A 25186-nucleotide genomic window follows, 5' to 3' on the forward strand; every position below is an offset into this window, starting at 1 on the left:
GCTTCCTAGGTACTGTGCCCTCGCTCTCACAGACATTAAACCCCTTTCGTTTCCTTATAGGGTAAGATACGCTCTGGTATAAGTTATTTTGTATCTTGTCTGCTTTCCACGTTCCGAATTTACTAGCTGTACATATAGCCTTAGGTTTCTGCTTTAAGCCTGCAACATCTATATCTATTTGGTGATATCCCGAATTTCTTAACGACCACTCATACTTTTCGGTATGTTGCGCTCCATTTGAAGGAGCTAAGAAGTTTCCCTCTTATCTTCGTTTAGACCCGTACATTCACAGATTCGTCAGTCTACATTTAGACATTCTAACCATAGCTATTTTATAGCACCCCACACTATCATAACCATATCACAGAGGACTTAGGTTACTTCATGTGACTTCATCCCGCTTTATACCTTGCAGATATACCACTCTACAACGCATAGGGAAGTATTAAGTTGTATGTTTCATAAGACCATAACCTATTTCATTCCATACATCATAAATTCAGTTGTAGCTAAGTTTCTTTTCTTAGCCCTCACCTTTACCGCATTTAACAAATGCTTAGGGTGAAACGTGTCGCACAATCATCGAAATCGAGTGATTGATTAATACGCAGCCTTTTTTCATAGCCTTCATACACTTGTGCAGCAACCTTCTCAAATGGGTTATGAGGGTTCATATTTGCTTGAAAATCATTTGCTGTAATACAGCCATTTTTTGCAGAGCTAATCGTACTTAGCACCGCGCGAGGATCGTATTGCTTTGGATCAATATTCAGCTCCTTCAAAACATTTTTAACAACTGTTAATTGATCTGAACTATCTAAAATTGAAAAGCTTTTTGAAAAACCTAATTTATCAATATCACGGCGTAATATTCTTACACACATCGAGTGGAATGTGGATACCCACATGCGCTCACCAGTGCCGTTACCAAGCAAGTTATCAATACGTTCACGCATTTCGCGTGCAGCCTTATTTGTAAATGTAATCGCCAAAATTTTAGATGGATAAACTTCCTTTTCTACTACTAAATAAGCAATTCGATGTGTTAATACACGCGTCTTCCCTGAGCCTGCCCCAGCCATAATAAGCAAAGGACCCTCTGTCGCTTTTACTGCCTCTTGCTGCTGCGGGTTCATCCCAGCAAGCAAATTTTTTGTAATCTGCTCCATTTCGCACCACCTAACAGAACTTTTGTTCTCATTTTATCATAACACTTTTCACAGCATCAACTGTTTTTAATGCTGCTTGTAAATCATCATAAAGTATGTTGCCAACAACGACCGTATCAGCAATTTCCGCTATTTCCTTTGCTTGCTCTACTGTTGTAATGCCGCCTCCGTAAAATAAAGAGGTATTTATTAAGACATCTTTCACAGCTCGTACAACTTCTACATCTCCATATGTTCCACTGTATTCCAAATAAAAAATAGGCAGCTTAAAGTAGTTTTCTGCCATGCGCGCATATGCGACTACATCATCTATTGATAAGTCTGTTTGTGCATCTGTTGCATGTGCTACTTTGCAATCAGGATTTAGCACACAATAGCCTTCTGCAACAAGCTCCTCCCAGACCATGATGTCACCATACTCCTTAATAGCTTGGAAGTGTAGGTCCTTCACCCATTTTGTACTCGTACTATTTAAAACCGTTGGAATAAAATAATAATCAAAGCCAGGTGTAACCGACTCAATATTTGAAATTTCCAGTGCAATCGGTACAGTATATCTGCGGACACGTACTAATAAATCAAGCACATTATCTAACGTGACACCATCCGTACCACCTACTAAAATTACATCAGTGCCAGATTCGCACACTTTTTCTAAATCTTCATCAGAAATCGTTTTTGCTGGATCGACTTTAAAGACATGTCGCCAAGTTTTCAATTCCACACTATGTCATCCTTTCTTCAAAACTTTATCGTTACAAGTATAACGTAATTGCTGCAAAAACAAAAAACTCACTTCATATTGCTTGTAAATTTTTAACAGCCAATACTTCCTTAAAAATACAGATGGCTGTAGGGAGATATAGGCATTTGCCTACTTTCCCTACAGCCCTAGTAATTGCTCTTTATTTATGCGTAAACGGTTTTTCATCAGGGTACAGGCGACCTAACATTTCATCATACATATCATTACCGTAGTCAAAGCAGCGGCGCACGCGTGAAATTGTAGCGGTAGAAGCGCCAGTTTCTTTTTTAATTGTTTCATATGTTTTTTTCAAGCGAAGTAAATGGGCTACCTCAAAGCGTTGCGCTAATGATTGAATTTCGCTAATTGTGCATAAGTCATCGAAAAATTTATAGCATTCTTCAATATCTTTTAGCTCTAATACAGCTTTAAACAACTGCTCTGTTTGATGTCCACGAATTTTTTCGATTTGCATCTAATTATCCCCCTTTCCTCATTCTGAATATGTTACAACAGACGCTAGTCCTGGTGTTGTTGGCACAAAATGAACCCACGATCTCCCTTGCACTAATTTAACTTCACTACCATCTTCCTCAATTGGCACTAATAATCCGTCAACATTTTTCCATTTAATTTCTCGCATCATGCCATGCTGGAAAATATACGCATTTCCTCCTGCCGATATATCAATATCCCGACGTCCCACACTGTCAATTACGCGATGTGGCATCTCAAAAAATAGTATATTTGATAGTTGAATTTCCTCACCTGTTAAGTAATCTGTTGTAACAGCATTAGCAGAAAATCTTTTATACTGTTCCGTTTTCTCATCATATACATATGTGCTATTGAAAGAGCTACTTTGGCTATAACGAACTGTAGCTTCATTTGCTCTAATGCCTATTTTAGCACTTTCTTCATCACGATAAAAAGTATAAAGCACTTTTTTACTGTAGTCCATTGAAGCGCCAACTTTTTCTGCTCCTGCTAGCACATTTTCTCCTGAAATATAGGAATTATGAGGTGCTACACGATTAGAAGAACGCTTAAAATATGTACCATCATAGTGCATGCCATTAATATTTGAAACAACACCGTTTGCTAGCATTGACTTTGCCTCAGGGCTATAACCATGCGCTATATAAAATGCATCTAAACCTTTCGCAACATCGATAAAATAAGAACGCGCGCTACGGATTGGTCCAATTTGCTCTGGTATTTCGGATTGATACAATGCCAAAAAGCGAGTAACATCTCCCTCTGCTAGCATTTCATAGACAACATCCGCTGCAGCTAAGCCTGATTGTGGTCTAGCTGCAGGATGATTATTAATTGTTACTAAAATGGGGCGCTGTTTTACTTCCTCTGTAATGCCCTCACCTGTAAATGGTGTTGTGAAAGGGAACTCAGCAACCTCTTCCTCTGGCTCCTCCTCATCTATCACATCTTCAATAATTTCTTGCTCTTCCTCTTGCGGTTTTTCCTCTGCTTTATTTCCACAGCCTGCGATAATGAATAACGCACTTAGACTGGCAAGCAACTTAAATTTAATGTCCATTCTTTTTCTCCCTCTTAACGCATAACTGCTGACAGCAGCACTCTATTTTTTAGCACATCAAACAACCCTTTACGCGTAATACGAATATATGGTAAATGTGTTGACTGTAAGAATAACAATGTATAAATCGCATCCGTATGATTGTAGCCCCGTTCACGCAACGCATCCTTTAATGCAATTTCTTTTTCAGTTAATGTTTCAATATCACCATCATACAAACTACCTGCAATCGATAAATCAATCGATGCAATAATTTGTTTATTTTCTGTTAATAAAATGCCACCATTCATCTCTTTCAATTTTGCAAAGGCAAACTTCATTTCCTCAATATTTTTTCCGATTAAAATAATATCGCCAGTCGTTGAATAAGAAGAAGCAAAGCCTTGTACACTCGATGCAAAACCTTTAATCATCGTATTAATACGCCATTTTCCTTGTCGATCCACTAACATTAAATAGCATTCATCATCCGCGCTATGATTTAAATGCGGAATGCTATACGGCTTTGTAATCACGTCGTTGACCATTTCAATTCCCACTGGCATCGAAAATTGGAAATCTTCATCGCATAAGTCAAAATTCATCTGAAGACCACCAAATGCAGACCAATCAATTGTAGGCAGTGATGCTACTTTATCGTTGTCACGTTTTAACCATACGCCTTTAGATAAAACGCCTTCTGGTGTTGGTGAAAATTCGTCTTGTAAAATATTAAGAGATGCATAACGACCTGTTGCAATTAATCCATGTAAACCTGTCATATTATAATAGCGCGCAATATTATATGTCGCCATATTATAAGCATCAATAGGTGCTACACCTGCATCAAGCGCAGCTCGGATACATTTATCCATAATACCGTCTTGATAAAAGCTTGGCGTTGAGCCATCTGTCGTCATCATTAAATGATCAAAGACATTTAATTCTTTTGCCACAGCGTCCTTTAATAGTTGTGGTAAGTCAGGACGAATCGACGAATAACGAAGTGTCACAGCGTAACCATGCAATAAGCGACTTTCCACTTCCTCAATGGTCATCGCCTCGTGATCACCATCTGCTCCTAACAGCTTCATGCGTGCCAAGGTTCTCTCAGATGCTCCTGGGAAGTGACCTTCAATTTTTTTTCCTTTTAATTTTGCTACTTGAATCCAATGTAACATTTGGTCATCTCCGCGTAAAAGCTTTGGCCAAGCAGTTAATTCACCACCGAGCAAGACAGAATCTTGATCGAGCCATTCTAATACAGAAGCAGTCGAATAAATTTCGTCCTCTAGCTCCGTCTCTGTTTGCGAATCAAAACGTGCCCACCAATAAAATGAAAATGGTAATTGACGCAGTTGCGCCAGTATTGTAAACGCTTTCCTATTATCCATTAAAGCAGCAAATGTCATATTATCTGATATGAATGTCGTCGTTCCGGTTTGTGCTGCAAAATCAGCAAAGGATTGCGGATTATATAACTGAAATGGATGCACATGCGGCTCAATATAACTAGGAACAATCGTTTTCCCTGCTACATCAATAATTTCAGTCCCTTCTACAAATGCTGGCATACGTTCTCCAACATAAATAATACGGTCATTTAAAATCCATATATTACCTTCTAACCATTTTTTGAATATGCTATGTAAATAGCGTGCATTTTTTAACACGATTGTTGGTGCAACCTTGCCATCAATAACAGCAACTTGCTCTCGAATGTCTTTAATTTTCCAATTGATTTCTGGCATGGCAAAATGCCCCCTTTTTCTGATACATTTTATTAACTATTTATGCAGTTATTTGAACGTCTACGCAAGAATTTAGCAACGCAACAGCTAATCAATCAACAGCGTATTGCCCTAAAATCACAGACAGTTGCCACAGATTTTAAAGTGGTTTCACTCTTAAGCTTGAAAAAATCTGGACAAGAGTTAGTCGAGACGTATTTGATTCTAAAAATGAAGCATACTACTTCTGTAATGCATCGCCTTTATCGTATCACAGCACTTTCATAAAGCAAAGTGCTGTAAATAACATTTTTTAGTTAAATTCGGCAAGTGTCACAGATTTTTAAAAGGAGTGGATGATTTTGTTAGAAGAAAATATTTCAGAGCGTAGTGCCTTTATGCGTCTTATTTGTGGTGTTTCCATGACAGCCTGTGGCGTTGGTCGCATCGCCCATCGCCCGAATTGTTGGACAGGTCATATAATGATTGCAGCTGGTGCAATGAAAATTGCAGAAGGAATTTTTCACTACTGCCCGATGAAAGCGATGTTAGGCTCTGGTATGCAAAATAGTGATTACACGACTTCACACACATTTGACAGCGCCAATTTTATGTCTACAGAGCAGGTTAGTCAGTTCATGAAAGAATTCTCAGATATCGTTTCTGGTAATAGCACGGAGACAACTACTCAACCTAAATCAAATGGCTCCAATTCTGTCCAAAATCCTTCTTAAGCACAAAAAACTATCAGGAAAGATTAAACTTTCCTGATAGCCCCCTTCAAAAGCCAATTATACTGATACAGCAGTTTCTAAATCCATCAATTATGCCCTTTGAAATGCATCATATTTACTGAGGTATTTCATATACGTATCTTCTTACAAACATCAAATTTACATATGTGCTACTTATTGAAATGTACGCCAGCCAATATCTTTGCGGAAGAAAAATTTATCCCAGCTCTCTGTATGAATTGCTGCATATACTTTCTCTTGCGCCTCTTGCAATGTGTCTGCTTTTGCCGCTACAAGTAATACGCGACCACCGTTGCCGACATATGTGTCATCAACTAGCTTTGTGCCTGCATGGTATACCGCATAGTTTTCGCTAATTGCTTGCAAGTTAGGCAACGCATTGCCTTTTTCTACATCGCCTGGGTAGCCCTCTGCCGCGATGACTACACCTAGCATTGTTTCATTTGACCATTGTAAATCGAAATATTTTTCAGCCATCAATGCTTGCATAAATAAGCCAAAATCAGATGTCATACGCGGTAGCACAACTTGTGTTTCTGGGTCACCAAAACGTGCGTTAAATTCAATGACTTTCGGACCCCTTGCCGTTAAAATCAATCCTGCATAAAGAATACCTGTGAAGGATGCGCCTTCCTCTTCCATCGCTTTAACAGTCGGCTCGACAATTTCAATATAAGCTCTTGAAACAACATCCTGTGGAATTTGTGGTACTGGTGAATATGCACCCATACCACCTGTGTTTGGACCTTTGTCGCCATCATATGCACGCTTATGATCTTGTGCAATAACCATCGGATAAATTTGCCCTTTATGTACAAATGACATAAATGAGAATTCTTCGCCATCTAAAAACTCTTCAATTACCACACGTGAAGAAGAATCACCAAAGCGTTGGTTACCAATCATATCGTTTACTGCGTCAATCGCCTCTTGCTCTGTCATTGCCACAATAACACCTTTACCTGCGGCTAAACCGTCCGCCTTGACAACGATTGGTGCACCTTGCTCTTGAATGTAAGCAATTGCTGGTGCTGCTTCCGTAAATGTGGCATATGCTGCTGTTGGAATATTATATTTTTGCATTAGCTCTTTCGCATATGATTTTGAACCTTCAATTTGTGCTGCTACTTTTGTCGGTCCAAAAATCGTTAAGCCTTCTTGTTGGAAATAGTCGACAATCCCTGCAGCAAGCGGCTGCTCTGGGCCAACAAATGTTAAATCAATACTTTGCTCCTTCGCAAATGTTGCAAGTGCTGCAAAATCCATTGCATCAATTGCCACTACCTCTGCATCTGCATGCATTCCATCATTACCAGGTGCAACAAATACCTTTTCTACTGATGGTGCCACACTAAATTGCTTTGCAATCGCATGCTCTCGCCCACCACTGCCGATTACAAGAATCTTCATCTTCCATGACCTCCTAATATAAATAACAAATTTAGTAGTAATATTCTTACTTATAAAATAACTGTTTTTGTAGGGGATTTGCGCTTTTCCCGAGATATCTGCGGATTCCTATGATTTATCTGCGTTTTTCTCGGGATATCTGCGTTTTCCTAGGACTTATCTGCGAATTCTCATGAATTATCTAGCATTCATATAATTTCTCTAAAATAAAAAACGCTCGCCATCACAGCGAGCGTTTTATCATCATTTGAATAGTCAGTGTACCCGGCCAAAATAGTACGACTATTCAAATATGATAATTTGCGATTGTCTCCCCCGGCCAAAGTGGATTATTCAATCGCGATTTTTTACAGCAAGCCCGACCAAAGCCATGCTGCTTTATTATGCCTTCCACGAAAGCATTTGGAATAACGCTTCTATTGCTCCCCGACCAAAAGTAACAATGAAACATTATTCTATTATAACCGCTCTATTGTACTTATGCTATTATTTTAATGTTTAAAGTGACGTACGCCTGTGAATACCATCGCGATACCATATTCATTTGCTTTATCAATCGATTCTTGGTCCTTAATCGAACCACCTGGTTGAATAATGGCTGTAATACCTGCTGCATGTGCTGCTTCCACTGAGTCGCTCATTGGGAAAAACGCGTCAGATGCTAAGGCCGCACCTTGTGCTTTTTCACCTGCTTGCTCAAAGGCAATTTTTGCTGCGCCTACGCGATTCATTTGCCCAGCGCCCACACCTAATGTCATTTGGCTGTCTGTTACAACGATTGCATTTGATTTAACATGCTTTACAACTGCCCAGCCTAATTTTAAAGCGTTCCATTCTTGTTCCGTTGGCTCACGGTCTGTTACGACATTAATTGTCGCATCATTAAAGCCGTAACGATCTGGTTCTTGTACAAGCAAGCCACCTTCTACTGCTACAACATTAAATTGATCTTGCTTCGCTTGTGTAAAGTCGATTGTCATTAAGCGAATGTTTTTCTTTGCTGTTAAAATTTCTAGCGCTTTGGCTGTAAATGAAGGCGCGATAATAATTTCTAAGAAAATGCCGCTCAATTTTTCAGCTGTTGCTTGATCTACCTCTTTATTTAATGCAATAATGCCACCAAAAATCGATGTTGGATCAGCTTCATATGCTTTGTTGAATGCTTCTTCAATTGTTGCACCTGTGCCAACACCACATGGATTCATATGCTTTACTGCTACCGCTGCTGGCATCTCGAATTCCTTGACGATTTGCAATGCAGCATTTGCATCTTGAATATTATTGTAAGAAAGCTCTTTGCCATGTAATTGCTCCGCAAAGGCGATTGAGAAATCCGAGCCTAAGCGCTTTTGGTAAAATGCTGCTTTTTGGTGTGGGTTTTCCCCGTAACGTAAATTTTGCTTTAACTCATATGTTAATGTTAAGTTTTCTGGGAAGTCTTCTTCTGTTAAGTGATTTGAAATATATGAATCGTATGCCGCTGTATGACGGAATACTTTTGCAGCAAGCTTGCGACGCGTTGCAAGTGTTGTTGTACCATCCGCTTTTAATTCCTCTAATACATTTGCATAGTCTGCTGCATCTACTATTACCGTTACATACTGGTGGTTTTTCGCTGCAGAGCGTAACATTGTTGGACCGCCAATATCGATATTTTCGATTGCATCATCTAACGACACATTAGGCTTTGAAATTGTTTCAACGAATGGATATAAGTTGACACAAACAATTTCAATTGGCTCAATGCCATGCTCATTCATTTGTGCTTGGTGTGAGGCATCGTCAAACTTTCCTAAAAGGCCTCCGTGAATCATTGGATTTAACGTTTTTACACGTCCATCTAAAATTTCTGGAAACTTCGTTACTTCATCGACTGCTGTTACAGGTACATTGTTGTCTTGTAACATGCTTTTCGTACCACCAGTTGACAAAATTTCATAACCTAATGCCACTAATTCTTTGGCAAACTCTAAAATACCCTCTTTATTCGAAACGCTAATCAGTGCACGTTTACCCACGATAAAATCCTCCAATGTATGTTGAAAATGTTTGGGCTGTCGGAACAATACCAACAGCCTCTATATGTTATTGAAATAATTGTTGCAATGTAGCTGTATATAGCTTGTGCTCTGCTTGATGAATACGCGATTCGGTTTCTTCACGCGACTCAGCAACATCAATCGCCACCTGTGCGATGATTGGACCTGTATCCATTCCTGCGTCAACAAAATGAACAGTCACCCCTGTCACTTTAACGCCATGCTCAAATGCTTGACCAATCGCATCTTTTCCAGGGAAAGATGGCAGTAAAGATGGGTGGATATTAACGATACGATTTGGAAATGCCGTTAACAACGTATCACCAATTAAACGCATATAGCCCGCTAACACAATCCATTCAATATGCATCTCTTGCAGCGCGTCAACAATCGCTTGCTCATAGTGTGCCTTCGATTCAAATGCTTTTGGTGCTAGCTCCAATACTGGAATACCCAGCTCTTTCGCGCGCGTCACAACAAATGCACCAGGCTTATCTGTAATGACTAGCTCAATTTTAGCATTTAGCTCGCCACGTATGATGCTTTCTGCGATTGCTTGGAAATTGCTACCGCTACCTGACGCAAATACGGCTATTTTTGTCATTACACTAAACTCCCGTCATGCTCACCTTTGAAAACAACACCTTCGCCTGCTACAACACGACCAATCACATATGCTTTTTCACCGTTTGCTTCAACCGCTTCAAGCACTTTCTCTGCATCTGCTACTGGTACAGCGATAACAAAACCAATGCCCATGTTGAATACATTATATAAATCTTTATCAGCTAGTTGACCTTTGTCCTTTAAAAATTCAAAGATTGACAGCACCGGCCAAGAGCCTAAGTCGATTTCTGTTGCAAGACCCTCTGGCATCATGCGTGGTAAATTTTCATAGAAGCCTCCGCCCGTAACATGTGCACAACCATGTACATCTGCTGCTTTAATTGCTGCTAATACAGGCTTCGCATAAAGCTTCGTCGGCACTAACAATGCCTCACCAATTGGACCTAATGCCTCATAGCCTTCCACTACTTGATCGACTGCATAGTCATTATCCGCAAAAACAATTTTGCGCACTAATGAATAACCGTTCGAGTGAACACCGCTTGAAGCAATACCTACAAGTACATCGCCTTCTGCAATTTTTTCACCTGTAATGATGGCACTCTTTTCGCAAGCACCCACTGCAAAGCCTGCTAAATCATATTCATCTTCCTCATAAAGCCCTGGCATTTCGGCTGTTTCACCACCGATTAATGCTGCACCAGATTGCACACAGCCATCTGCAACACCTTTGACAATTTGCTCAATTTTAGCTGGCTCCGCTTTGCCGACAGCCACGTAGTCTAGGAAATATAATGGCTCTGCGCCCTGTGCAACGATATCGTTGACACACATCGCCACACAGTCGATGCCGATTGTGTCATGCTTATCAACCATGAAAGCTAGCTTAAGCTTTGTTCCAACACCATCTGTACCTGAAATTAAGACAGGCTCCTTTAGGTTTAATGTAGATAAATCAAACATACCGCCAAAGCCACCAAATGTGCCCATTACCCCTAAACGATTTGTACGTTCAACGTGTGATTTCATTCGCTTTACAGCTTCATAGCCAGCCTCTATATTTACGCCTGCTTGTTCATATGCTTTCGACATGCGAAAAGCGCCCCCTTTATTGGTTAACTATAATGGGAGTGTCTGAAAAGTGGTCTAACACACCACTTTTCAGACACCTTTTCCTATTTTGTTGAAACGGTACCTCATTGATAAAAAAGTACCTATCTTTTAAAAACGCTAAGTTTAGCATCTTTCTTTCAAATTTTATAATGAAAAAAACAGCACTAGATTTTTTGATGTTCAGAAGTTATTTCGACTTTTTGGACAGCCCTCTTCGGATTTCTTTTGAGCTTGTTCTTAACTAGAAAACGCCCTTATTTTTAGCCTAATAATTCTTTTTCATGTGGTAAAAGTGTGTCTGGGAAAATTTCCGTCGGATATTTTCCTGTGAAGCAGGCTAAGCATAAGCCACGATTTGCATCTTCAAACGGACGAGCAATCGATTCGACCATGCCCTCAGCCGATAAAAATGTTAAGGAATCTGCTTCAATCGCTTGTCTAATTTCTTCAACATTATGGTTTGCTGCAATTAATTCTTCATGTGTCGATGTATCGATTCCGTAGAAGCAAGGGTCCGTCATCGGTGGTGATGAAATGACAACATGCACCTCTGCTGCGCCTGCCTCTTTTAACATTCTGACAATACGACGTGACGTTGTACCACGCACAATTGAATCATCTACCATAATAACGCGCTTGCCTTTTACTACTTGGACAACCGGTGATAATTTCATTTTCACACCGCGCTCGCGCAATTCTTGTGTTGGTTGGATAAATGTACGCCCAACATAGCGGTTTTTAATTAAACCAAGCTCATATGGAATACCGCTTTCTTCCGCAAAGCCAATTGCTGCGGAAATACTTGAATCAGGTACACCTGTGACAACATCACCTTCAATATGCGCACATTCGCGCGCTAGCTGTTTGCCCATGCGCTTACGTGCCATATGCACATTAATACCATCAATATCTGAATCTGGTCGTGCTAAATACACATATTCCATTGCACACATTGCACGGCCTTGCATATCAACAAAGCGGTCAGATGTTACACCTTTATCATTAATAATTAATAGCTCGCCCGGCTCTACAGAGCGTACAAATTCTGCACCGATTAAATCAAATGCACATGTTTCTGAAGCAACAACCCAGCCGTCGCCAAGCTTCCCTAAAGATAGCGGACGCAAGCCATGTGGATCGCGTGCAACAAGCATTTCTTCCTTCGTCATAACAAGTAAAGAATAAGCACCTTTTAATAAATTCAATGCCTCTTTCACTTTTGCACGGAATGGTGATAGCTTACTTTTCTTAATTAAATGCGCTACTACCTCTGTATCAGAGCTTGAGTGGAAAATGCTGCCTTGACGCTCTAAATATTGCTTTAAATGATTGGCATTTACTAGGTTTCCGTTATGGGCAATCGCTAAGCTTCCTGTTGACGAGTGGAATAATAATGGTTGAACATTTTCCATACCGCTACCGCCCGCAGTTGCATAACGTACATGGGCAATTGCTGCCTTACCGTTTACTTTTCTTAATTTATCTTCATTAAATACCTCGCTTACTAAACCTTCACCTTTTACTGCGCGCAAGCCTTCACCATCTGTTACAACGATACCAGCGCCCTCTTGTCCACGGTGTTGCAAGGCATGCAAGCCATAATAGCTAAGGTGTGCAGGACTTGAGTTACCCCAAATTCCGAATACACCACACTCCTCATTTAAGCCTCTGATTTCAGCAAGCATGAGATTGCTCCTTTCCAAGCAGAACGGAATTCTTCTACTGTTCCTTCTACAAGCGTAGATGTTTCTCCATTGATTGTAATTGTTGAATCTTTGGTTACCGTACCGATTTTCTTCGCATCTGCTACTACCGCTTCAAAGCTTGCTGCATTTTCCGCTTTCACCGTTACGATAAAGCGTGATTGTGATTCAGCAAATAATGCTGTTGTCGCAGAACCTTCAAGTGTTACGTTGATACCAAGACCTTTAGCTGCAAATGTTTTCTCAGCTAGAGCAACGGCTACGCCACCTTCTGAAACATCGTGTGCGGATTGCACAAGCCCGTCACGGATTGCTGCTAATAATGCTGCTTGACGCGCCGCTTCTACTTCAAGATCGATTGCTGGTGCTTTTCCTGAAATCGAACCTGTTACTAATTTTTGAAGTTCTGAGCCGCCGAATTCTGTTGACGTTTCACCGATTACATAGACATAATCGCCTGCTGCTTTCACTTCTTGTGTTGTTACATGTGCTAAATCTTTTACTAAGCCAACCATACCGATTGTTGGTGTTGGGTAAACTGCTTCACCTGAACGCTCATTGTACATTGATACGTTCCCACCGATTACTGGCGCATTTAATGCTAAACATGCTGCTGAAATGCCATCTGCTGATTTTTGAATTTGCCAGAAGATTTCTGGCTTCTCTGGATTACCAAAGTTTAAGCAATCTGTAATCGCTAAAGGCTCGCCACCAGAACATACGATGTTTCGTGCTGCTTCTGCTACTGCGATTTTACCGCCTGTTTCTGGATCCAAGTAAATATAACGAGAGTTACAGTCTGTTGTCATCGCTAAACCTTTATTTGTGCCACGCACGCGTAATACCGCTGCATCAGAACCTGGTGCTACTACTGTATTTGTACGTACTTGGTAATCATATTGGTCATAAACCCACTCTTTTGAAGCAATTGTTGGTGCTTGTAAAAGTGCTGTTAATGTTTCTTTATAATCAGTTACAACAGGCTCTGCATTTTCTATCGCTTGGAATTCAGCGAAGTATGCTGGCTCTGCATCTGGCATATTGTAAACAGGTGCGTCTTCTGCAAGTGCATCTGCAAGAACTTCTGCTACTACTTCACCTTTATGCAATAGGCGAAGCATCTTATCATCTGTTACACGACCTACTGCTACTGCATCTAAATCATATTTTTCAAAGATTGCTTTAATTTCTTCTTCACGACCTGCTTTAACAACGATTAACATACGCTCTTGTGATTCTGATAACATCATTTCATAAGCCGTCATATTCGTTTCACGTTGTGGCACTAAATCTAAGTTCATTTCTACACCAGTACCAGCCTTTGAAGCCATTTCTGCTGAGGATGAAGTTAAACCAGCTGCCCCCATATCTTGAATCCCAACTAATGCGTCTGATTTCACCACTTCTAAACATGCTTCAAGAAGTAGTTTCTCCATAAATGGGTCGCCAACTTGTACCGCTGAGCGCTTCTCATCTGCTTCTTCCGATAGTTCCTCAGAAGAGAATGTGGCACCGTGAATACCATCACGACCTGTTTTTGCGCCTACATACATCACTGTATTGCCAACACCAGCCGCTACACCTTTTTGAATATCTTTGTGGTCAATTAAGCCAACACACATCGCATTAACAAGTGGATTGCCCTCATAACAAGGGTCGAATTGAATTTCGCCACCAACTGTTGGAATACCAATACAGTTGCCATAGCCTGCAATTCCTGCAACTACTTCTTCGAATAAATATTTACCGCGTGCTGATTTTAACTCACCAAAGCGTAAAGAGTTTAACATCGCGATTGGGCGTGCCCCCATTGAGAATACGTCACGAATAATTCCACCAACCCCTGTTGCTGCACCTTGATATGGCTCGATTGCTGATGGGTGGTTATGCGATTCCATTTTGAAAACAACTGCTTGCTCGTCACCGATATCAACGATTCCTGCCCCTTCACCAGGACCTTGTAATACTTGAGGTCCTTTCGTCGGGAATTTACGCAATACAGGCTTCGATTTTTTATATGAGCAGTGCTCTGACCACATAACAGAGAATAAACCGATTTCCGTCCAGTTTGGCTTGCGGCCCCCTAGTTTTTCGACAGCTAAATCATACTCTGCATCTGTCATCCCCATGTCTGCATAAAGACGTTGCTCTTTAATTTGCTCTGCTGTTGGCTCGAAATTATTTGTTGACATGTTGTTCCCCCCACTGCTTCACAATTGATTTGAATAATTTTAAACCGTCTGCGCCGCCTACGATTTCATTTGCCGCACGTTCAGGGTGTGGCATCATACCAAGCACATTGCCTTGTTTGTTGACGATTCCTGCAATATCTGCTAAAGAGCCGTTTGGATTGTCACCTGAATATGTGAAAACAACTTGATTGTTTGCCTTTAATTTAGCTAACGTTTCCTCGTCACAGTAGTAGTTTCCTTCACCGTGGGCAATTGGTATATTAATTACTTCATTCGCTTCGTATTGGTTTGTGAATAATGTGTTGTTATTTTCAACTTTTAGCTGCACTGTACGACACATGAATTTTAAATTTTTGTTACGTAATAATGCGCCTGGTAAAAGGCCTGCTTCAGTTAAAATCTGAAATCCATTACAAACACCTAATACTGGCTTACCTTGTGCAGCAAACTCTTTTAAAGCCGTCATAATATTTGATTGGTTTGCCATCGCTCCACAGCGTAAGTAGTCACCATAAGAGAAGCCCCCAGGTACTAATGCTCCATCAAAGCCTTCTAAAGATGTTTCTGTATGCCAAACATATTCTACTTCTTCACCTAATTCATCCTTGATCGCATGATACATATCGATATCACAGTTCGATCCTGGGAAAACGAGCACTGCAAATTTCATGGATTAAGCCTCCTCGACTTCATAGCGATAGTTTTCGATTACTGTGTTTGTTAACACTTTTTCGCACATTTCTTTAACGATTGTATCGATATCGCGCGCTGTATCACCAATTGTTAATTCCAAGTATTTTCCGATACGTAAATCTGCTACTTCTTCGTAGCCAATTTTTGATAAAGAGCCTTGTACCGCTGAACCTTGCGGGTCTAAAATACTTTCTTTTAACGTTACATAGATTTTCACTTTTTTCATGATGATTTGCCTCCAAGTTTAGTTAAAATAATTTCATATACTTCTGTTAAACTACCTAAATCGCGTCGGAATACGTCTTTGTCTAACTTACGTTTTGTTTCGGCATCCCATAAACGACATGTATCTGGTGAAATTTCGTCCGCTAGTAATACTGCGCCCTCTCCATCGACGCCGTACTCTAGCTTAAAGTCTACTAATATCACGCCAACTTCTTCAAAGATTGGGCGCAACACTTCATTTACTCTTAAGCTGCTCTCATATAATGCTTGTACTTGTTGCGCTGTTGCAATGCCGAGTACATCAATATGTTCTGTCGTAATCAACGGATCGCCTAACGCATCATCCTTGTAATAAAACTCGACAATTGGACGTGCAAGTGATGTACCTTCTTCAAGCCCTAATCGCTTTGCTAAACTACCTGCTGCGATATTACGAACAACCACTTCAATTGGAATAATGTCTACTTTTCTTACAAGCTGTTCGTTAGCTGATAAACTTTTAACAAAATGCGAAGCAATCCCTTTTTCCTGTAGTTTTTCAAAAATCACTGTTGTAATGCGATTATTTAAAATGCCTTTACCCACAATCTCTTCTTTTTTTTCACCATTAAATGCCGTTGCGCTATCTTTATATTCTACGAAGAGGATGTTGTCATCCTCTGTTGCATAGAGTCGCTTTGCCTTACCTTCGTATAATAGTTGACCTTTATTCATTGCGTATTCCCCCTGCGATTAATTTAAGCCTAATCGTTCAAAAATCATATCAACATGTTGGATGTGATAGTTATAGTCAAAGCAATCATCAATTTCTGCTGGCGATAAATGTGTTGTGATTTTCTCGCTTGCCTCTACTAATGGACGGAATGCTGTTTGCTCATCCCATGCGCGCGCTGTCAATGGCTGTACTGTGTCGTATGCTTCCTCACGTGCTAAACCTTTATCGATTAAGGCTAACAAAATGCGCTGTGAATAAATGAGACCGAATGTGCGATCCATATTACGCTTCATATTTTCAGGGAAAACCGTTAAGTTTTTCACAATATTGCCGAAGCGGTTTAACATGTAATTCAATGTTATTGTTGCATCTGGAATAATGACACGCTCCGCAGATGAATGGGAAATATCACGCTCATGCCAAAGTGCTACATTTTCGTAGGCAGTCAGCATATAACCGCGCATTAATCTTGCCATCCCCGTCATATTTTCCGAACCGATTGGGTTACGTTTATGCGGCATCGCAGACGAACCTTTTTGCCCTTTACCAAACGCTTCCTCTACTTCACGTTGCTCTGATTTTTGTAAGCCACGTACTTCTGTTGCAAACTTTTCAATCGATGTAGCAATTAACGAAAGTGTCGCAAAATATTGTGCATGACGGTCACGTTGCAATGTTTGTGTTGAAATTGGTGCAGCTGCTAATCCTAATTTTTCACATACATATTGCTCTACACGAGGATCAATATTGGCGTATGTGCCAACCGCCCCGCTCATTTTACCTGTTTCAATAATTTTCGCAGCAGCTTCAAAGCGCTCCAAGTTACGCTTCATTTCCTCATGCCATAATGCAAGCTTTAAACCAAATGTCGTTGGCTCTGCATGCACACCATGTGTACGCCCCATCATAACTGTATATTTATGCTCTTTCGCCTTTTCAGCGATAATGTCGATAAAATTGTGTAAATCTTTACGTAAAATATCGTTTGCTTGTTTAATTAAATAAGAAAGTGCTGTATCTACAACATCTGTTGAAGTCAAACCGTAATGTACCCATTTACGCTCTTCACCAAGCGTTTCAGATACAGCGCGTGTGAACGCTACTACATCATGGCGCGTTTCTTCTTCGATTTCTAAAATGCGATTGACATCAAATGAAGCATTTGCACGAATTTTTGCTACATCCTCTTTTGGAATATCACCAATCTCAACCCATGCCTCACATGCTAAAATTTCGACTTCTAGCCATGCCTGATATTTGTTTTGTTCTGTCCAAATTGCACCCATTTCTGGTCGTGTGTAACGTTCAATCATTGTTTTTTGCTCCTTCTATTCTGACCAAATGCCAGCGTTTTGAATTTGTTCTAGTGTCGTATCAATCGACTCTGTCATAATTGTAACATGTCCCATTTTGCGATTCACTTTTGCTTCCGCTTTTCCATAAAGATGCACTGACCAATCTGGATATTTTGCGATTGAATTCGTTAATGGAATCACATGCTGCCCTAAAATATTAATCGAAATTGTCGGTGCCCATAACCTCGGTTGACGTAATGGCCAACCACATACTGCACGAATATGTTGTCCAAATTGCGAAATATTACACGCCTCAATCGAATAATGTCCCGAGTTATGTGGTCTCGGTGCTAACTCATTAATGACAAGCTCTCCGCTTTCTAAAACGAACATTTCGACAGCTAATGTACCAACTAAATTTAAAGAATCAGCAATTTTTGTTGCTGCCTCTGTTGCTTTTTCATAAGTCGTTTCTGCAATACGCGCTGGTACGATTGTTTCATGTAAAATATGATGCACATGAATGTTTTCTCCAACAGGCAAGCAATATGTTTGCCCTTGTCCATTACGTTGAACAATGACCGAGATTTCTTTTTCAAATGGAACAAAGCCCTCTGCAATACACACAGAATGTTCAAATAACGCTCTCACTAATGGTAAATCATCCGCTGATTTTAATAGCTGCTGTCCTTTGCCGTCATAGCCACCACGAGCTGTTTTCACGATACAAGGAAAGCCGATTTCGTCAATTTTCGCCACAAGTTCATCATAGCTTTCTGCTACAACATAAGGCGCTACAGGACAGCCTGCTTCCACGATTGCCGCTTTTTCGGTTACGCGATTTTGCGTAATACGCACAAGCTCTGCGCCTTGTGGTACGTAGGCAATTTGTGTTAATCGCTTTAAGCCTTCATAATCAATATTTTCAAATTCATATGTGATGACATCGCTAACCTCTGCTAATTCTTCCAATGCTGCTTCATCATCATAAGCAGCTACAATTCGAATATCCGCAACTTGTCCACACGGTGAATCCATCGCAGGCTCTAAAACTGCAATTTTAAAGCCTGCTTCCTTTGCAGCTAAAGCCATCATACGTCCTAATTGACCACCACCAATAATGCCGATTGTTTGCCCTGGGTAAATAACTTTCGTCACTGTAGTTCACCTGTGCTTTCTAACACTTGCGCTTTAATTGTTTCACGACGCTTATCTAAACGCTCTGCAAGTGCTACATCTGTTGTCGATAAAATTTGTGCTGCAAGCAACCCTGCATTCGTTGCACCCGCTTTACCAATTGCCACAGTTGCAACAGGTACACCACCTGGCATTTGCACAATCGATAATAAAGAATCTAAACCGTTTAATGCCTTTGATTGCACTGGTACACCAATCACTGGCAATGTCGTTTTCGCGGCTACCATCCCTGGTAAATGTGCAGCACCACCTGCTCCTGCGATAATCACTTGAATACCGCGCCCTCGTGCTGCCTCTGCATATTCAAACATTAAATCTGGTGTACGATGTGCTGACACCACCTGCTTTTCATAAGGTACTTGTAGCTCATCCAATATATCGCATGCATGTTTCATCGTTTCCCAATCGCTAGAACTTCCCATAATAACACCAATTTTCGGACTCATTATTAGCACTCCTTGTAATTTGAATTAAAAAAATCCTTGAGTAGTTTGCTTTCTATGTACTAGAAAGCAAACTACTCAAGGATTGAACACGAAAAGAATTTTGCTTTCCTTATTTCATTCCTAATGTGAATAGTTGCTTCCCTACATAGTCCGGAATTTACGGTACCGGGTAGAAACACTAAAGCCATATCCTTTAGCATATATGAGGGTGTCAATTACACCGAGGTGCAATTGGTGCCAGAATTATCCAAGTGAGCTCAAGAGCACTTCTTCAAAATCTGTTCAATTAAAATAACTTGTTTTCCTGTTCACATTTTATCAAGCCTTTTGCATAAAAGCAATGCAAAAATGCGAACAATAAATTTTCAGAAAACAATAATGTTCGTGTTTTAGAACTATTCTTTTCGTAGCATCCCTTTAAATTGAATTTTTTGACGCAAATATGTTGGTTGTCCATCTACTAGATGAAACACTGGCTCCTCTTTCCTACCACATACGGAATAGCCGTCTCTCTCCATTCTCTCTAGGCATTGCTCAATCGTTTCATCTTCTTGTACTTCATACCAAACCTGTTTTTTTGACAATACTTTTCATCCTTCCACCTGCATATCCACTATCATTACTATAACACGAAAGAGCTATGAAGTTTGTCAAATATTTGTCGTTTCGCTCAATTACTCTTCAGCAAACGCTCATCCAGCTTTTCGTGAGGAAAATCTGCGACACTTGGACACCGTACTGTTCACTGCGTGTATAGCATTCTAAGGGCCGCGCTGAACAAACGATTAATTCCGTTTCCATACATGGTGTTCTACTTTCACGCAAAGACTATTGCGAAATCAAAATAAATGCTCAATATATGTTGTATCAATCAAGCTACCTTTTGTTTTATAAAGCACTTTTTTATAACCAATTGTATCTGGCTCACTTATTGTGAATTGTTGTACCTCTCCTTTGTCCGTATAAAGCTTTAGCAAATAATGATATCCTTTTATTTCTTTCGCTGATTGCTCCTTTTGAATCGTAATATTAGCTAAGTTTGCCAGCAGTTGTGAAATTTCCTTACTATCCATAATTTCTACATGCTGTCCCGTATGCCCATTCGTCATTTCAATTTTCACGATTTCTTTTACATCTGTCTTAATTAGCTTTTGTGGAATATAAGAAACACCTGTTATTATAGTTATAATACATACTATCAATATACAAACTGCCACTATTTTTCTTTTCACTTGCAGCTCCCCCTTTTGTTATTTGACGAACAACGATAATTTTCGTTTCAAAAAAAAGAAACTTATCCATACTAATAACGTCTATATGATTCAGTAAAGAAAATGGAGATTTCATATGAAAAAACGAACAAAACCTAAAATGCAAGTATGGAAAAAAGTTGTATTATGGTTGCTTGTCTTATTCATCACTGGAGCAGCGAGCTACGGTGTATACACTTATTTTTCCTTCCAAAAAGCAATTGGAAAGATGCAAGCGCAAGAGCATCCCAATGACAATGAAGCCATTATTTCAGATAAACTCCCACATATCGACCCATTCTCCGTTCTGTTATTAGGAATTGATGAACGCGAGTATGATACAGGCAGAACCGACACTATGATTGTTGTAACAGTCAATCCTGATAAAAAAAGCGTCAAAATGTTAAGCATCCCGCGCGATGCACGTGTTGAAATCGTTGGCAATAACACCGTTGAAAAAATTAACCATGCCTATGCACGCGGTGGCATACCGATGTCCATTGCAACAGTCGAAAATATTTTAAATATCCCGATTGATTATTATATAGCTGTGAATATGGAAGGTTTTTTACAAATCATCGACGTGTTAGGTGGTGTCACAGTCAATAATGACTTAGCCCTATCGCATAGACAATATTCCTTCCCTAAAGGTGAAGTGACATTAGATGGAGAGGAAGCGCTCATCTTCACGCGCATTCGCTATGAAGATCCTCGCGGTGATTTCGGCAGACAATTACGCCAAAAACAGTTAATCGAAGCAATCGCAGAAAAAGCAGCAAGCCCTTCTACTTTATTCAAGCTAAATGATATTTTTGATGTGCTGGGCGATAACGTACAAATGAATTTTCCAATGAATAATTTATACCAATTGCAGAAACTTTACGCTAATTTAAACAAAGACATCGATCAACTACAATTCGAACAAGGAAATGGTCAGCGTATTGATACGCTTTGGTATTATATATTTGATCAAGAGGAGTTATTAGATATAGGCAATAGCTTGCAGCAGCATTTAGAGGATGAATAACGTGGAAAAAACCTGAACGATTTGAACGTTCAGGTTTTTTAGATAGCTTGCCTATGGCATAATAACTGTTTCAGTAATTGGCTCTTTTAAAATATTATATTTAATCAAATCCGCCTGTTTAAAGAAAATCTCTCCTTTTACAACCTTAACTGTAATTCCTTCATACACTCCTGCAATTGGATTTGTAATAAAATCATCTGCTAGGTTTGGCATTTCATATAAACTGCTAGTCATCCCTGTTAACGAGCCTACTGAGAAGAATCCTTTTCGTACATATGTACCGTTACTGTAATTAATTACTTTAAACGAAACCTCATTTTTCCTTAAATCTTCAATAGATACCCAGTCTTTTGGTACATACTCAAAATCAGTTGATGAAAATCTATCACGCTCTGGATAAATAGCTTTGTTTAAATCATCACCAAGATATATAACCTCAGTATTTGTAAGCATTTTTAAATACTGAGGTGTTGCATAATATTTTCCTTTTATATAAACAACATTCCCTTTTAAAACTTGTGTTACAAGTGTTTTTGCACTTGATGTAGAATATGGGACATACTCATCTTTATTAAATTTAAAAGTATAGGCATTGATTGTTTTTGTCTTTCTATCCCATTCTACTGTGAAATCAGCAGACTCTAGGACAGCTTTTAGCGCTTTGAAGGGCACATAAATTTTACCATCTTTCTTTACTGCTACTGCCCCTATAGCTATCTCGATATTATTATTATAAAAGATTTTTTCACCAACAGATACTTCAATACGATCATGCTCTGTCACTACAATAGCTGTATTATTTGCCTTATCAAACCCAACTGATGCTCCTGTAGCTTTCATTATTGGATTGAAGGGCACCATATTAAATCCGTTTTTATCAACATATGGATATCCTGTTTTACTTGTGAAAACAACCGATTTCCCATTCACAATTACACCAGCGGGCGCACCATTCGCCGCCATAGCCTTATTCTCAATCATCATGCCAAGTATCAATATTAACACACAGCTAATCAATCTTTTATATACTTCACTCAATTTGAACACCTCTTCCATAATATGATTATTTATACTATAACACCAATAATATGCTGCTTACAAACTTATAAAGTGAACCTTCAATCAGTCGGGTTTTTACAGGCTGTTGATCTCCACTTAAATATTTTGGCTTTACTTTATATTTTGAAGTAGGAATCTTACAGCCTGTTATTATGGGATAAATAGTTCTCTTGCCAATCTAGTGCCTGCACCATAAGCTCATTCACAAACGCTTCCTTACCTTTCTGATATTGATATGTATTATTCGGAAATTCCTTCGCCAATGCTATTTTTAAATCCCCATATTTTTTTGCTTCTTGAGGATGATGAATTAAATAGTTTTTAAAATGTAAATGCTTGTTAATACTCTCATTTCCTATTTGAAAAATATGAACATGATGCGTCCTTTTCTTTTTTCCCTTTACAAAATATCTCCTACCAGTTATTCCATTTTCGCCTCTTACTTCATACTCGAAATCTGACATTCTATCATTATATATATCAATATTACCGATATTTTCAACTACAATTAAAATATCTATTATTGGCTTTGCATACCTTATTGCTTGTACAGATGTACTACCTATATGAAAAATATTTATTATTTCATGCTCAAAGATTTCTCCCAATATTTCTGCTTCTATCATATATAATTGATCCCATTCTTTTGTCCAGGGAACGATTTTTGTCTTTCTCAATCAAATCCCTCCAACCTTTGGAAAATCACCATGCTCAAAGCTCATTTTCATCGCAAGAACAAAATCATTGGAATGACCAATAACAAGGTAACCAACAATCAAATAAATATCATCCGATAAATAAGCAGCTAAGTCCGAATGACCTGTCTGTTTTATAATGGTTTTATAAAATTGTTCTTGGGCAAGGCTTTGTAGCTCTTCTAATTGTCTTTTTACTGCTTCATTGTTCATGCTTTCAATAATGGCTGTAAAATTATTATGTGCCTTCATCCATTGTGAATCGAACGTCTCTGCGTCTCTTTGCTCCAAATAGTAATCAATTTCATCTAAGTCTTCATATTTTGAATCAACTTTAAACATTGCTAATGACTTTACCCAAGAAGTAACACCCATCAATACACCATCCTTTTTACTCTGTATTCGCAAGATGTGAAGATTTTATCTTGTGTTCCTTTATCACCCAATATGTGATAGATGAAGAAAATCCCCACTGATTGAAGGTTCATTTCATTAAAAATGCTCTAGTAATGCTCGCCAAATTTGTATATCCATGCCGCAAGAAGGACAATTTACTTCACCAGCTAGATACGGTAAATCACGAGCAAGCCTCTTCTCATCAATCATTATCACTCTTTCTGACAATATCACTTGCTCCACATCTAAAAATTTAGCTATCGGGATAACTGGATAAGCCTTTTGCCCTTCTTCAAATATAGGATCTTGCGCAAATGCCTCGATACACCTATGTTTATCATTCGGCCACAAATAGCTTTCCTGTTTACACAGTGGACAGGCAACAATATACTCATCCACAAATGTCATCAGCATATTTGCCACTTGATGTGATCCTCTGTATGCTGCATCTGCAACAAGTACATAATGTTTCTCTGAATCGTCTAAAGTATGAGCGTACGCAAACACTTCTTCCCACAATAATGCTATCTCAGATATTGCCTTAATATATTCACTGTAAATCTCCTCACAAATTGATGCTCCTACCTGCTCAGCTAGCGCTGTCCAACCTGAAGGAAATGGCTCTGTTTTGTGATCATTGCGGCTCGCCTCAATAACACCACATGTAATAAATAGATTGTGACGAACTTCAGGGTTTTGTGTAGAACAAGCAATCTGTACTAAATAAGGAACAGCTGCATATGTCACCGTATAAATCGTATTTTGATGAAATAAGTATTCTTCAAAAAGTTCATCTGCTATTTCTTGGTCATACTTCTGTGTCAATTGCTGCAATAGCACTGGCACATTCTCCCCAGAGCCATATGGTCCCATCAATTTTCCCCATATATCACTAGTCCATGTAAGCAAAATAAACCCCTCCCTATATTCCTGCTTATTGCTACTTTAAAATGCAAAAACTTTTACTGTTCAAAAAGTATAGCATGATTCCAATTATCTCGCCTAAGTTCAGTATTAAGATATACCCCCAATAAAAATACTCTATCAACAACTTTCACGTTTCTATTGGCAAATTTTCGCGTTCTATCAGTAACTTTAGTGCCTTTATCAGCAAACTATAAAAGATGTCTCCATTTGTTTACTTGCGATAATGCTTGGGGTTTCTCTTTTCAGCATACGAAAAAACCGCTGAATACTCAGCGGTTCATTGTTGCGAAGCGACGTCCTA

General features: G+C 39.4%; 25 protein-coding genes and 1 riboswitch. Of the genes, 2 read left to right on the forward strand and 23 right to left on the reverse strand.

What is annotated here, in order from left to right; translation table 11 throughout:
- Nucleotides 1–545: 545 nt before the first annotated feature.
- The 5 genes from C9J34_RS01570 to C9J34_RS01590 all read right to left on the reverse strand — a co-directional run bounded on the left by C9J34_RS01570 (nt 546) and on the right by C9J34_RS01590 (nt 5202).
- Entirely contained in the window at nt 546–1169 is a 624-nt protein-coding gene (locus C9J34_RS01570; protein ID WP_274523351.1) for a UvrD-helicase domain-containing protein, read from the reverse strand.
- Between the two features lie 28 nt (nt 1170–1197).
- Complete coding sequence (gene pcrB / locus C9J34_RS01575) at nt 1198–1893, reverse strand: heptaprenylglyceryl phosphate synthase (protein WP_107838099.1); 696 nt, start codon at nt 1891–1893, stop codon at nt 1198–1200.
- Between the two features lie 181 nt (nt 1894–2074).
- Entirely contained in the window at nt 2075–2389 is a 315-nt protein-coding gene (locus tag C9J34_RS01580) for a YerC/YecD family TrpR-related protein (RefSeq protein WP_107838100.1), read from the reverse strand.
- 18 nt (nt 2390–2407) lie between these two features.
- On the reverse strand, nt 2408–3472 hold the full coding sequence (locus tag C9J34_RS01585; RefSeq protein WP_107838101.1) for a DUF3048 domain-containing protein: 1065 nt from the start codon (nt 3470–3472) through the stop codon (nt 2408–2410).
- 14 nt (nt 3473–3486) lie between these two features.
- Nucleotides 3487–5202 carry an adenine deaminase C-terminal domain-containing protein gene (locus tag C9J34_RS01590; protein WP_107838102.1) on the reverse strand — a complete coding sequence of 572 codons (1716 nt, stop codon included), beginning with the start codon at nt 5200–5202 and terminating at the stop codon, nt 3487–3489.
- A 341-nt stretch (nt 5203–5543) separates the two neighbouring features.
- Here C9J34_RS01590 and C9J34_RS01595 point away from each other — a divergent pair, with 341 nt between their 5' ends.
- Nucleotides 5544–5915 carry a YgaP family membrane protein gene (locus C9J34_RS01595; RefSeq protein WP_107838103.1) on the forward strand — a complete coding sequence of 124 codons (372 nt, stop codon included), beginning with the start codon at nt 5544–5546 and terminating at the stop codon, nt 5913–5915.
- Nucleotides 5916–6089: 174 nt separating this feature from the next.
- Here the strand turns inward: C9J34_RS01595 and purD are convergent, their stop codons facing one another.
- The 14 genes from purD to C9J34_RS01665 form a co-directional block, all read right to left on the reverse strand.
- Nucleotides 6090–7346, reverse strand: a complete 1257-nt coding sequence (gene purD / locus C9J34_RS01600; RefSeq protein ID WP_107838104.1) for a phosphoribosylamine--glycine ligase — start codon at nt 7344–7346, stop codon at nt 6090–6092.
- 491 nt (nt 7347–7837) lie between these two features.
- Nucleotides 7838–9364, reverse strand: a complete 1527-nt coding sequence (purH, locus tag C9J34_RS01605; protein ID WP_107838105.1) for a bifunctional phosphoribosylaminoimidazolecarboxamide formyltransferase/IMP cyclohydrolase — start codon at nt 9362–9364, stop codon at nt 7838–7840.
- A gap of 67 nt (nt 9365–9431) precedes the next feature.
- The gene (gene purN / locus C9J34_RS01610; RefSeq protein WP_107838106.1) at nt 9432–9989 is read right to left on the reverse strand and encodes a phosphoribosylglycinamide formyltransferase; all 558 of its coding nucleotides are present in this window, start codon (nt 9987–9989) and stop codon (nt 9432–9434) included.
- Entirely contained in the window at nt 9989–11044 is a 1056-nt protein-coding gene (gene purM / locus C9J34_RS01615) for a phosphoribosylformylglycinamidine cyclo-ligase (RefSeq protein WP_107838107.1), read from the reverse strand. The genes purN and purM overlap by 1 nt, the downstream gene beginning before the upstream one ends.
- Before the next feature lie 281 nt (nt 11045–11325).
- Nucleotides 11326–12750 carry an amidophosphoribosyltransferase gene (gene purF, locus C9J34_RS01620; protein ID WP_107838108.1) on the reverse strand — a complete coding sequence of 475 codons (1425 nt, stop codon included), beginning with the start codon at nt 12748–12750 and terminating at the stop codon, nt 11326–11328.
- Nucleotides 12726–14960, reverse strand: a complete 2235-nt coding sequence (gene purL, locus C9J34_RS01625) for a phosphoribosylformylglycinamidine synthase subunit PurL (RefSeq protein ID WP_107838109.1) — start codon at nt 14958–14960, stop codon at nt 12726–12728. Before purL ends, purF begins: the two co-directional genes overlap by 25 nt.
- Complete coding sequence (gene purQ, locus C9J34_RS01630; protein ID WP_107838110.1) at nt 14947–15630, reverse strand: phosphoribosylformylglycinamidine synthase subunit PurQ; 684 nt, start codon at nt 15628–15630, stop codon at nt 14947–14949. The genes purL and purQ overlap by 14 nt, the downstream gene beginning before the upstream one ends.
- 3 nt (nt 15631–15633) lie before the next feature.
- On the reverse strand, nt 15634–15879 hold the full coding sequence (purS, locus tag C9J34_RS01635) for a phosphoribosylformylglycinamidine synthase subunit PurS (protein ID WP_107838111.1): 246 nt from the start codon (nt 15877–15879) through the stop codon (nt 15634–15636).
- Nucleotides 15876–16592 carry a phosphoribosylaminoimidazolesuccinocarboxamide synthase gene (gene purC, locus C9J34_RS01640; RefSeq protein WP_107838112.1) on the reverse strand — a complete coding sequence of 239 codons (717 nt, stop codon included), beginning with the start codon at nt 16590–16592 and terminating at the stop codon, nt 15876–15878. The genes purS and purC overlap by 4 nt, the downstream gene beginning before the upstream one ends.
- A gap of 18 nt (nt 16593–16610) precedes the next feature.
- Nucleotides 16611–17906: an adenylosuccinate lyase gene (gene purB, locus C9J34_RS01645; protein ID WP_107838113.1), complete on the reverse strand. Its 1296-nt coding sequence runs from the start codon at nt 17904–17906 to the stop codon at nt 16611–16613.
- 15 nt (nt 17907–17921) lie between these two features.
- Entirely contained in the window at nt 17922–19046 is a 1125-nt protein-coding gene (purK, locus tag C9J34_RS01650; RefSeq protein ID WP_107838114.1) for a 5-(carboxyamino)imidazole ribonucleotide synthase, read from the reverse strand.
- On the reverse strand, nt 19043–19531 hold the full coding sequence (purE, locus tag C9J34_RS01655) for a 5-(carboxyamino)imidazole ribonucleotide mutase (protein WP_107838115.1): 489 nt from the start codon (nt 19529–19531) through the stop codon (nt 19043–19045). The genes purK and purE overlap by 4 nt, the downstream gene beginning before the upstream one ends.
- A 126-nt stretch (nt 19532–19657) precedes the next feature.
- Nucleotides 19658–19757, reverse strand: a riboswitch (purine riboswitch).
- Nucleotides 19758–19926: 169 nt separating this feature from the next.
- A complete protein-coding gene (locus tag C9J34_RS01660; protein ID WP_107838116.1) occupies nt 19927–20115 on the reverse strand; it encodes an NETI motif-containing protein in 189 nt (62 codons plus the stop codon).
- 255 nt (nt 20116–20370) lie between these two features.
- Nucleotides 20371–20763, reverse strand: coding sequence for a hypothetical protein (locus C9J34_RS01665; RefSeq protein WP_107838117.1), 393 nt, complete (start codon nt 20761–20763; stop codon nt 20371–20373).
- A 115-nt stretch (nt 20764–20878) separates the two neighbouring features.
- Between C9J34_RS01665 and C9J34_RS01670 the strand changes: the two genes are divergently transcribed.
- A complete protein-coding gene (locus tag C9J34_RS01670; RefSeq protein WP_107838118.1) occupies nt 20879–21808 on the forward strand; it encodes an LCP family glycopolymer transferase in 930 nt (309 codons plus the stop codon).
- Nucleotides 21809–21859: 51 nt separating this feature from the next.
- Here C9J34_RS01670 and C9J34_RS01675 read toward each other — a convergent pair whose 3' ends face one another.
- The 4 genes from C9J34_RS01675 to C9J34_RS01690 all read right to left on the reverse strand — a co-directional run bounded on the left by C9J34_RS01675 (nt 21860) and on the right by C9J34_RS01690 (nt 24867).
- Complete coding sequence (locus C9J34_RS01675) at nt 21860–22846, reverse strand: stalk domain-containing protein (protein ID WP_193768850.1); 987 nt, start codon at nt 22844–22846, stop codon at nt 21860–21862.
- A gap of 158 nt (nt 22847–23004) precedes the next feature.
- Nucleotides 23005–23544 (reverse strand): GrpB family protein, encoded by a 540-nt coding sequence (locus tag C9J34_RS01680; RefSeq protein ID WP_107838120.1) that lies wholly within the window; start codon nt 23542–23544, stop codon nt 23005–23007.
- Complete coding sequence (locus C9J34_RS01685) at nt 23545–23937, reverse strand: hypothetical protein (RefSeq protein WP_107838121.1); 393 nt, start codon at nt 23935–23937, stop codon at nt 23545–23547. It abuts the gene before it with no gap.
- 117 nt (nt 23938–24054) lie between these two features.
- Complete coding sequence (locus tag C9J34_RS01690) at nt 24055–24867, reverse strand: hypothetical protein (protein ID WP_107838122.1); 813 nt, start codon at nt 24865–24867, stop codon at nt 24055–24057.
- Nucleotides 24868–25186: the final 319 nt, after the last annotated feature.

Origin of the sequence: Metasolibacillus meyeri (assembly GCF_003049505.1) — a bacterium.
Lineage (GTDB): Bacteria > Bacillota > Bacilli > Bacillales_A > Planococcaceae > Metasolibacillus > Metasolibacillus meyeri.

What these genes read in the sequence shown, in the direction of transcription:
- purL (WP_107838109.1), bottom strand. Translation starts at nt 14,960, where the DNA reads ATGTCAACAAATAATTTCGAGCCAACAGCAGAGCAAATTAAAGAGCAA.
- C9J34_RS01685 (WP_107838121.1), bottom strand. Translation starts at nt 23,937, where the DNA reads ATGGGTGTTACTTCTTGGGTAAAGTCATTAGCAATGTTTAAAGTTGAT.
- C9J34_RS01670 (WP_107838118.1), top strand. Translation starts at nt 20,879, where the DNA reads ATGAAAAAACGAACAAAACCTAAAATGCAAGTATGGAAAAAAGTTGTA.
- purB (WP_107838113.1), bottom strand. Translation starts at nt 17,906, where the DNA reads ATGATTGAACGTTACACACGACCAGAAATGGGTGCAATTTGGACAGAA.
- purE (WP_107838115.1), bottom strand. Translation starts at nt 19,531, where the DNA reads ATGAGTCCGAAAATTGGTGTTATTATGGGAAGTTCTAGCGATTGGGAA.
- C9J34_RS01590 (WP_107838102.1), bottom strand. Translation starts at nt 5,202, where the DNA reads ATGCCAGAAATCAATTGGAAAATTAAAGACATTCGAGAGCAAGTTGCT.
- C9J34_RS01570 (WP_274523351.1), bottom strand. Translation starts at nt 1,169, where the DNA reads ATGGAGCAGATTACAAAAAATTTGCTTGCTGGGATGAACCCGCAGCAG.
- purQ (WP_107838110.1), bottom strand. Translation starts at nt 15,630, where the DNA reads ATGAAATTTGCAGTGCTCGTTTTCCCAGGATCGAACTGTGATATCGAT.
- purN (WP_107838106.1), bottom strand. Translation starts at nt 9,989, where the DNA reads ATGACAAAAATAGCCGTATTTGCGTCAGGTAGCGGTAGCAATTTCCAA.
- purS (WP_107838111.1), bottom strand. Translation starts at nt 15,879, where the DNA reads ATGAAAAAAGTGAAAATCTATGTAACGTTAAAAGAAAGTATTTTAGAC.
- purC (WP_107838112.1), bottom strand. Translation starts at nt 16,592, where the DNA reads ATGAATAAAGGTCAACTATTATACGAAGGTAAGGCAAAGCGACTCTAT.
- C9J34_RS01580 (WP_107838100.1), bottom strand. Translation starts at nt 2,389, where the DNA reads ATGCAAATCGAAAAAATTCGTGGACATCAAACAGAGCAGTTGTTTAAA.
- purF (WP_107838108.1), bottom strand. Translation starts at nt 12,750, where the DNA reads ATGCTTGCTGAAATCAGAGGCTTAAATGAGGAGTGTGGTGTATTCGGA.
- purD (WP_107838104.1), bottom strand. Translation starts at nt 7,346, where the DNA reads ATGAAGATTCTTGTAATCGGCAGTGGTGGGCGAGAGCATGCGATTGCA.
- C9J34_RS01585 (WP_107838101.1), bottom strand. Translation starts at nt 3,472, where the DNA reads ATGGACATTAAATTTAAGTTGCTTGCCAGTCTAAGTGCGTTATTCATT.
- purM (WP_107838107.1), bottom strand. Translation starts at nt 11,044, where the DNA reads ATGTCGAAAGCATATGAACAAGCAGGCGTAAATATAGAGGCTGGCTAT.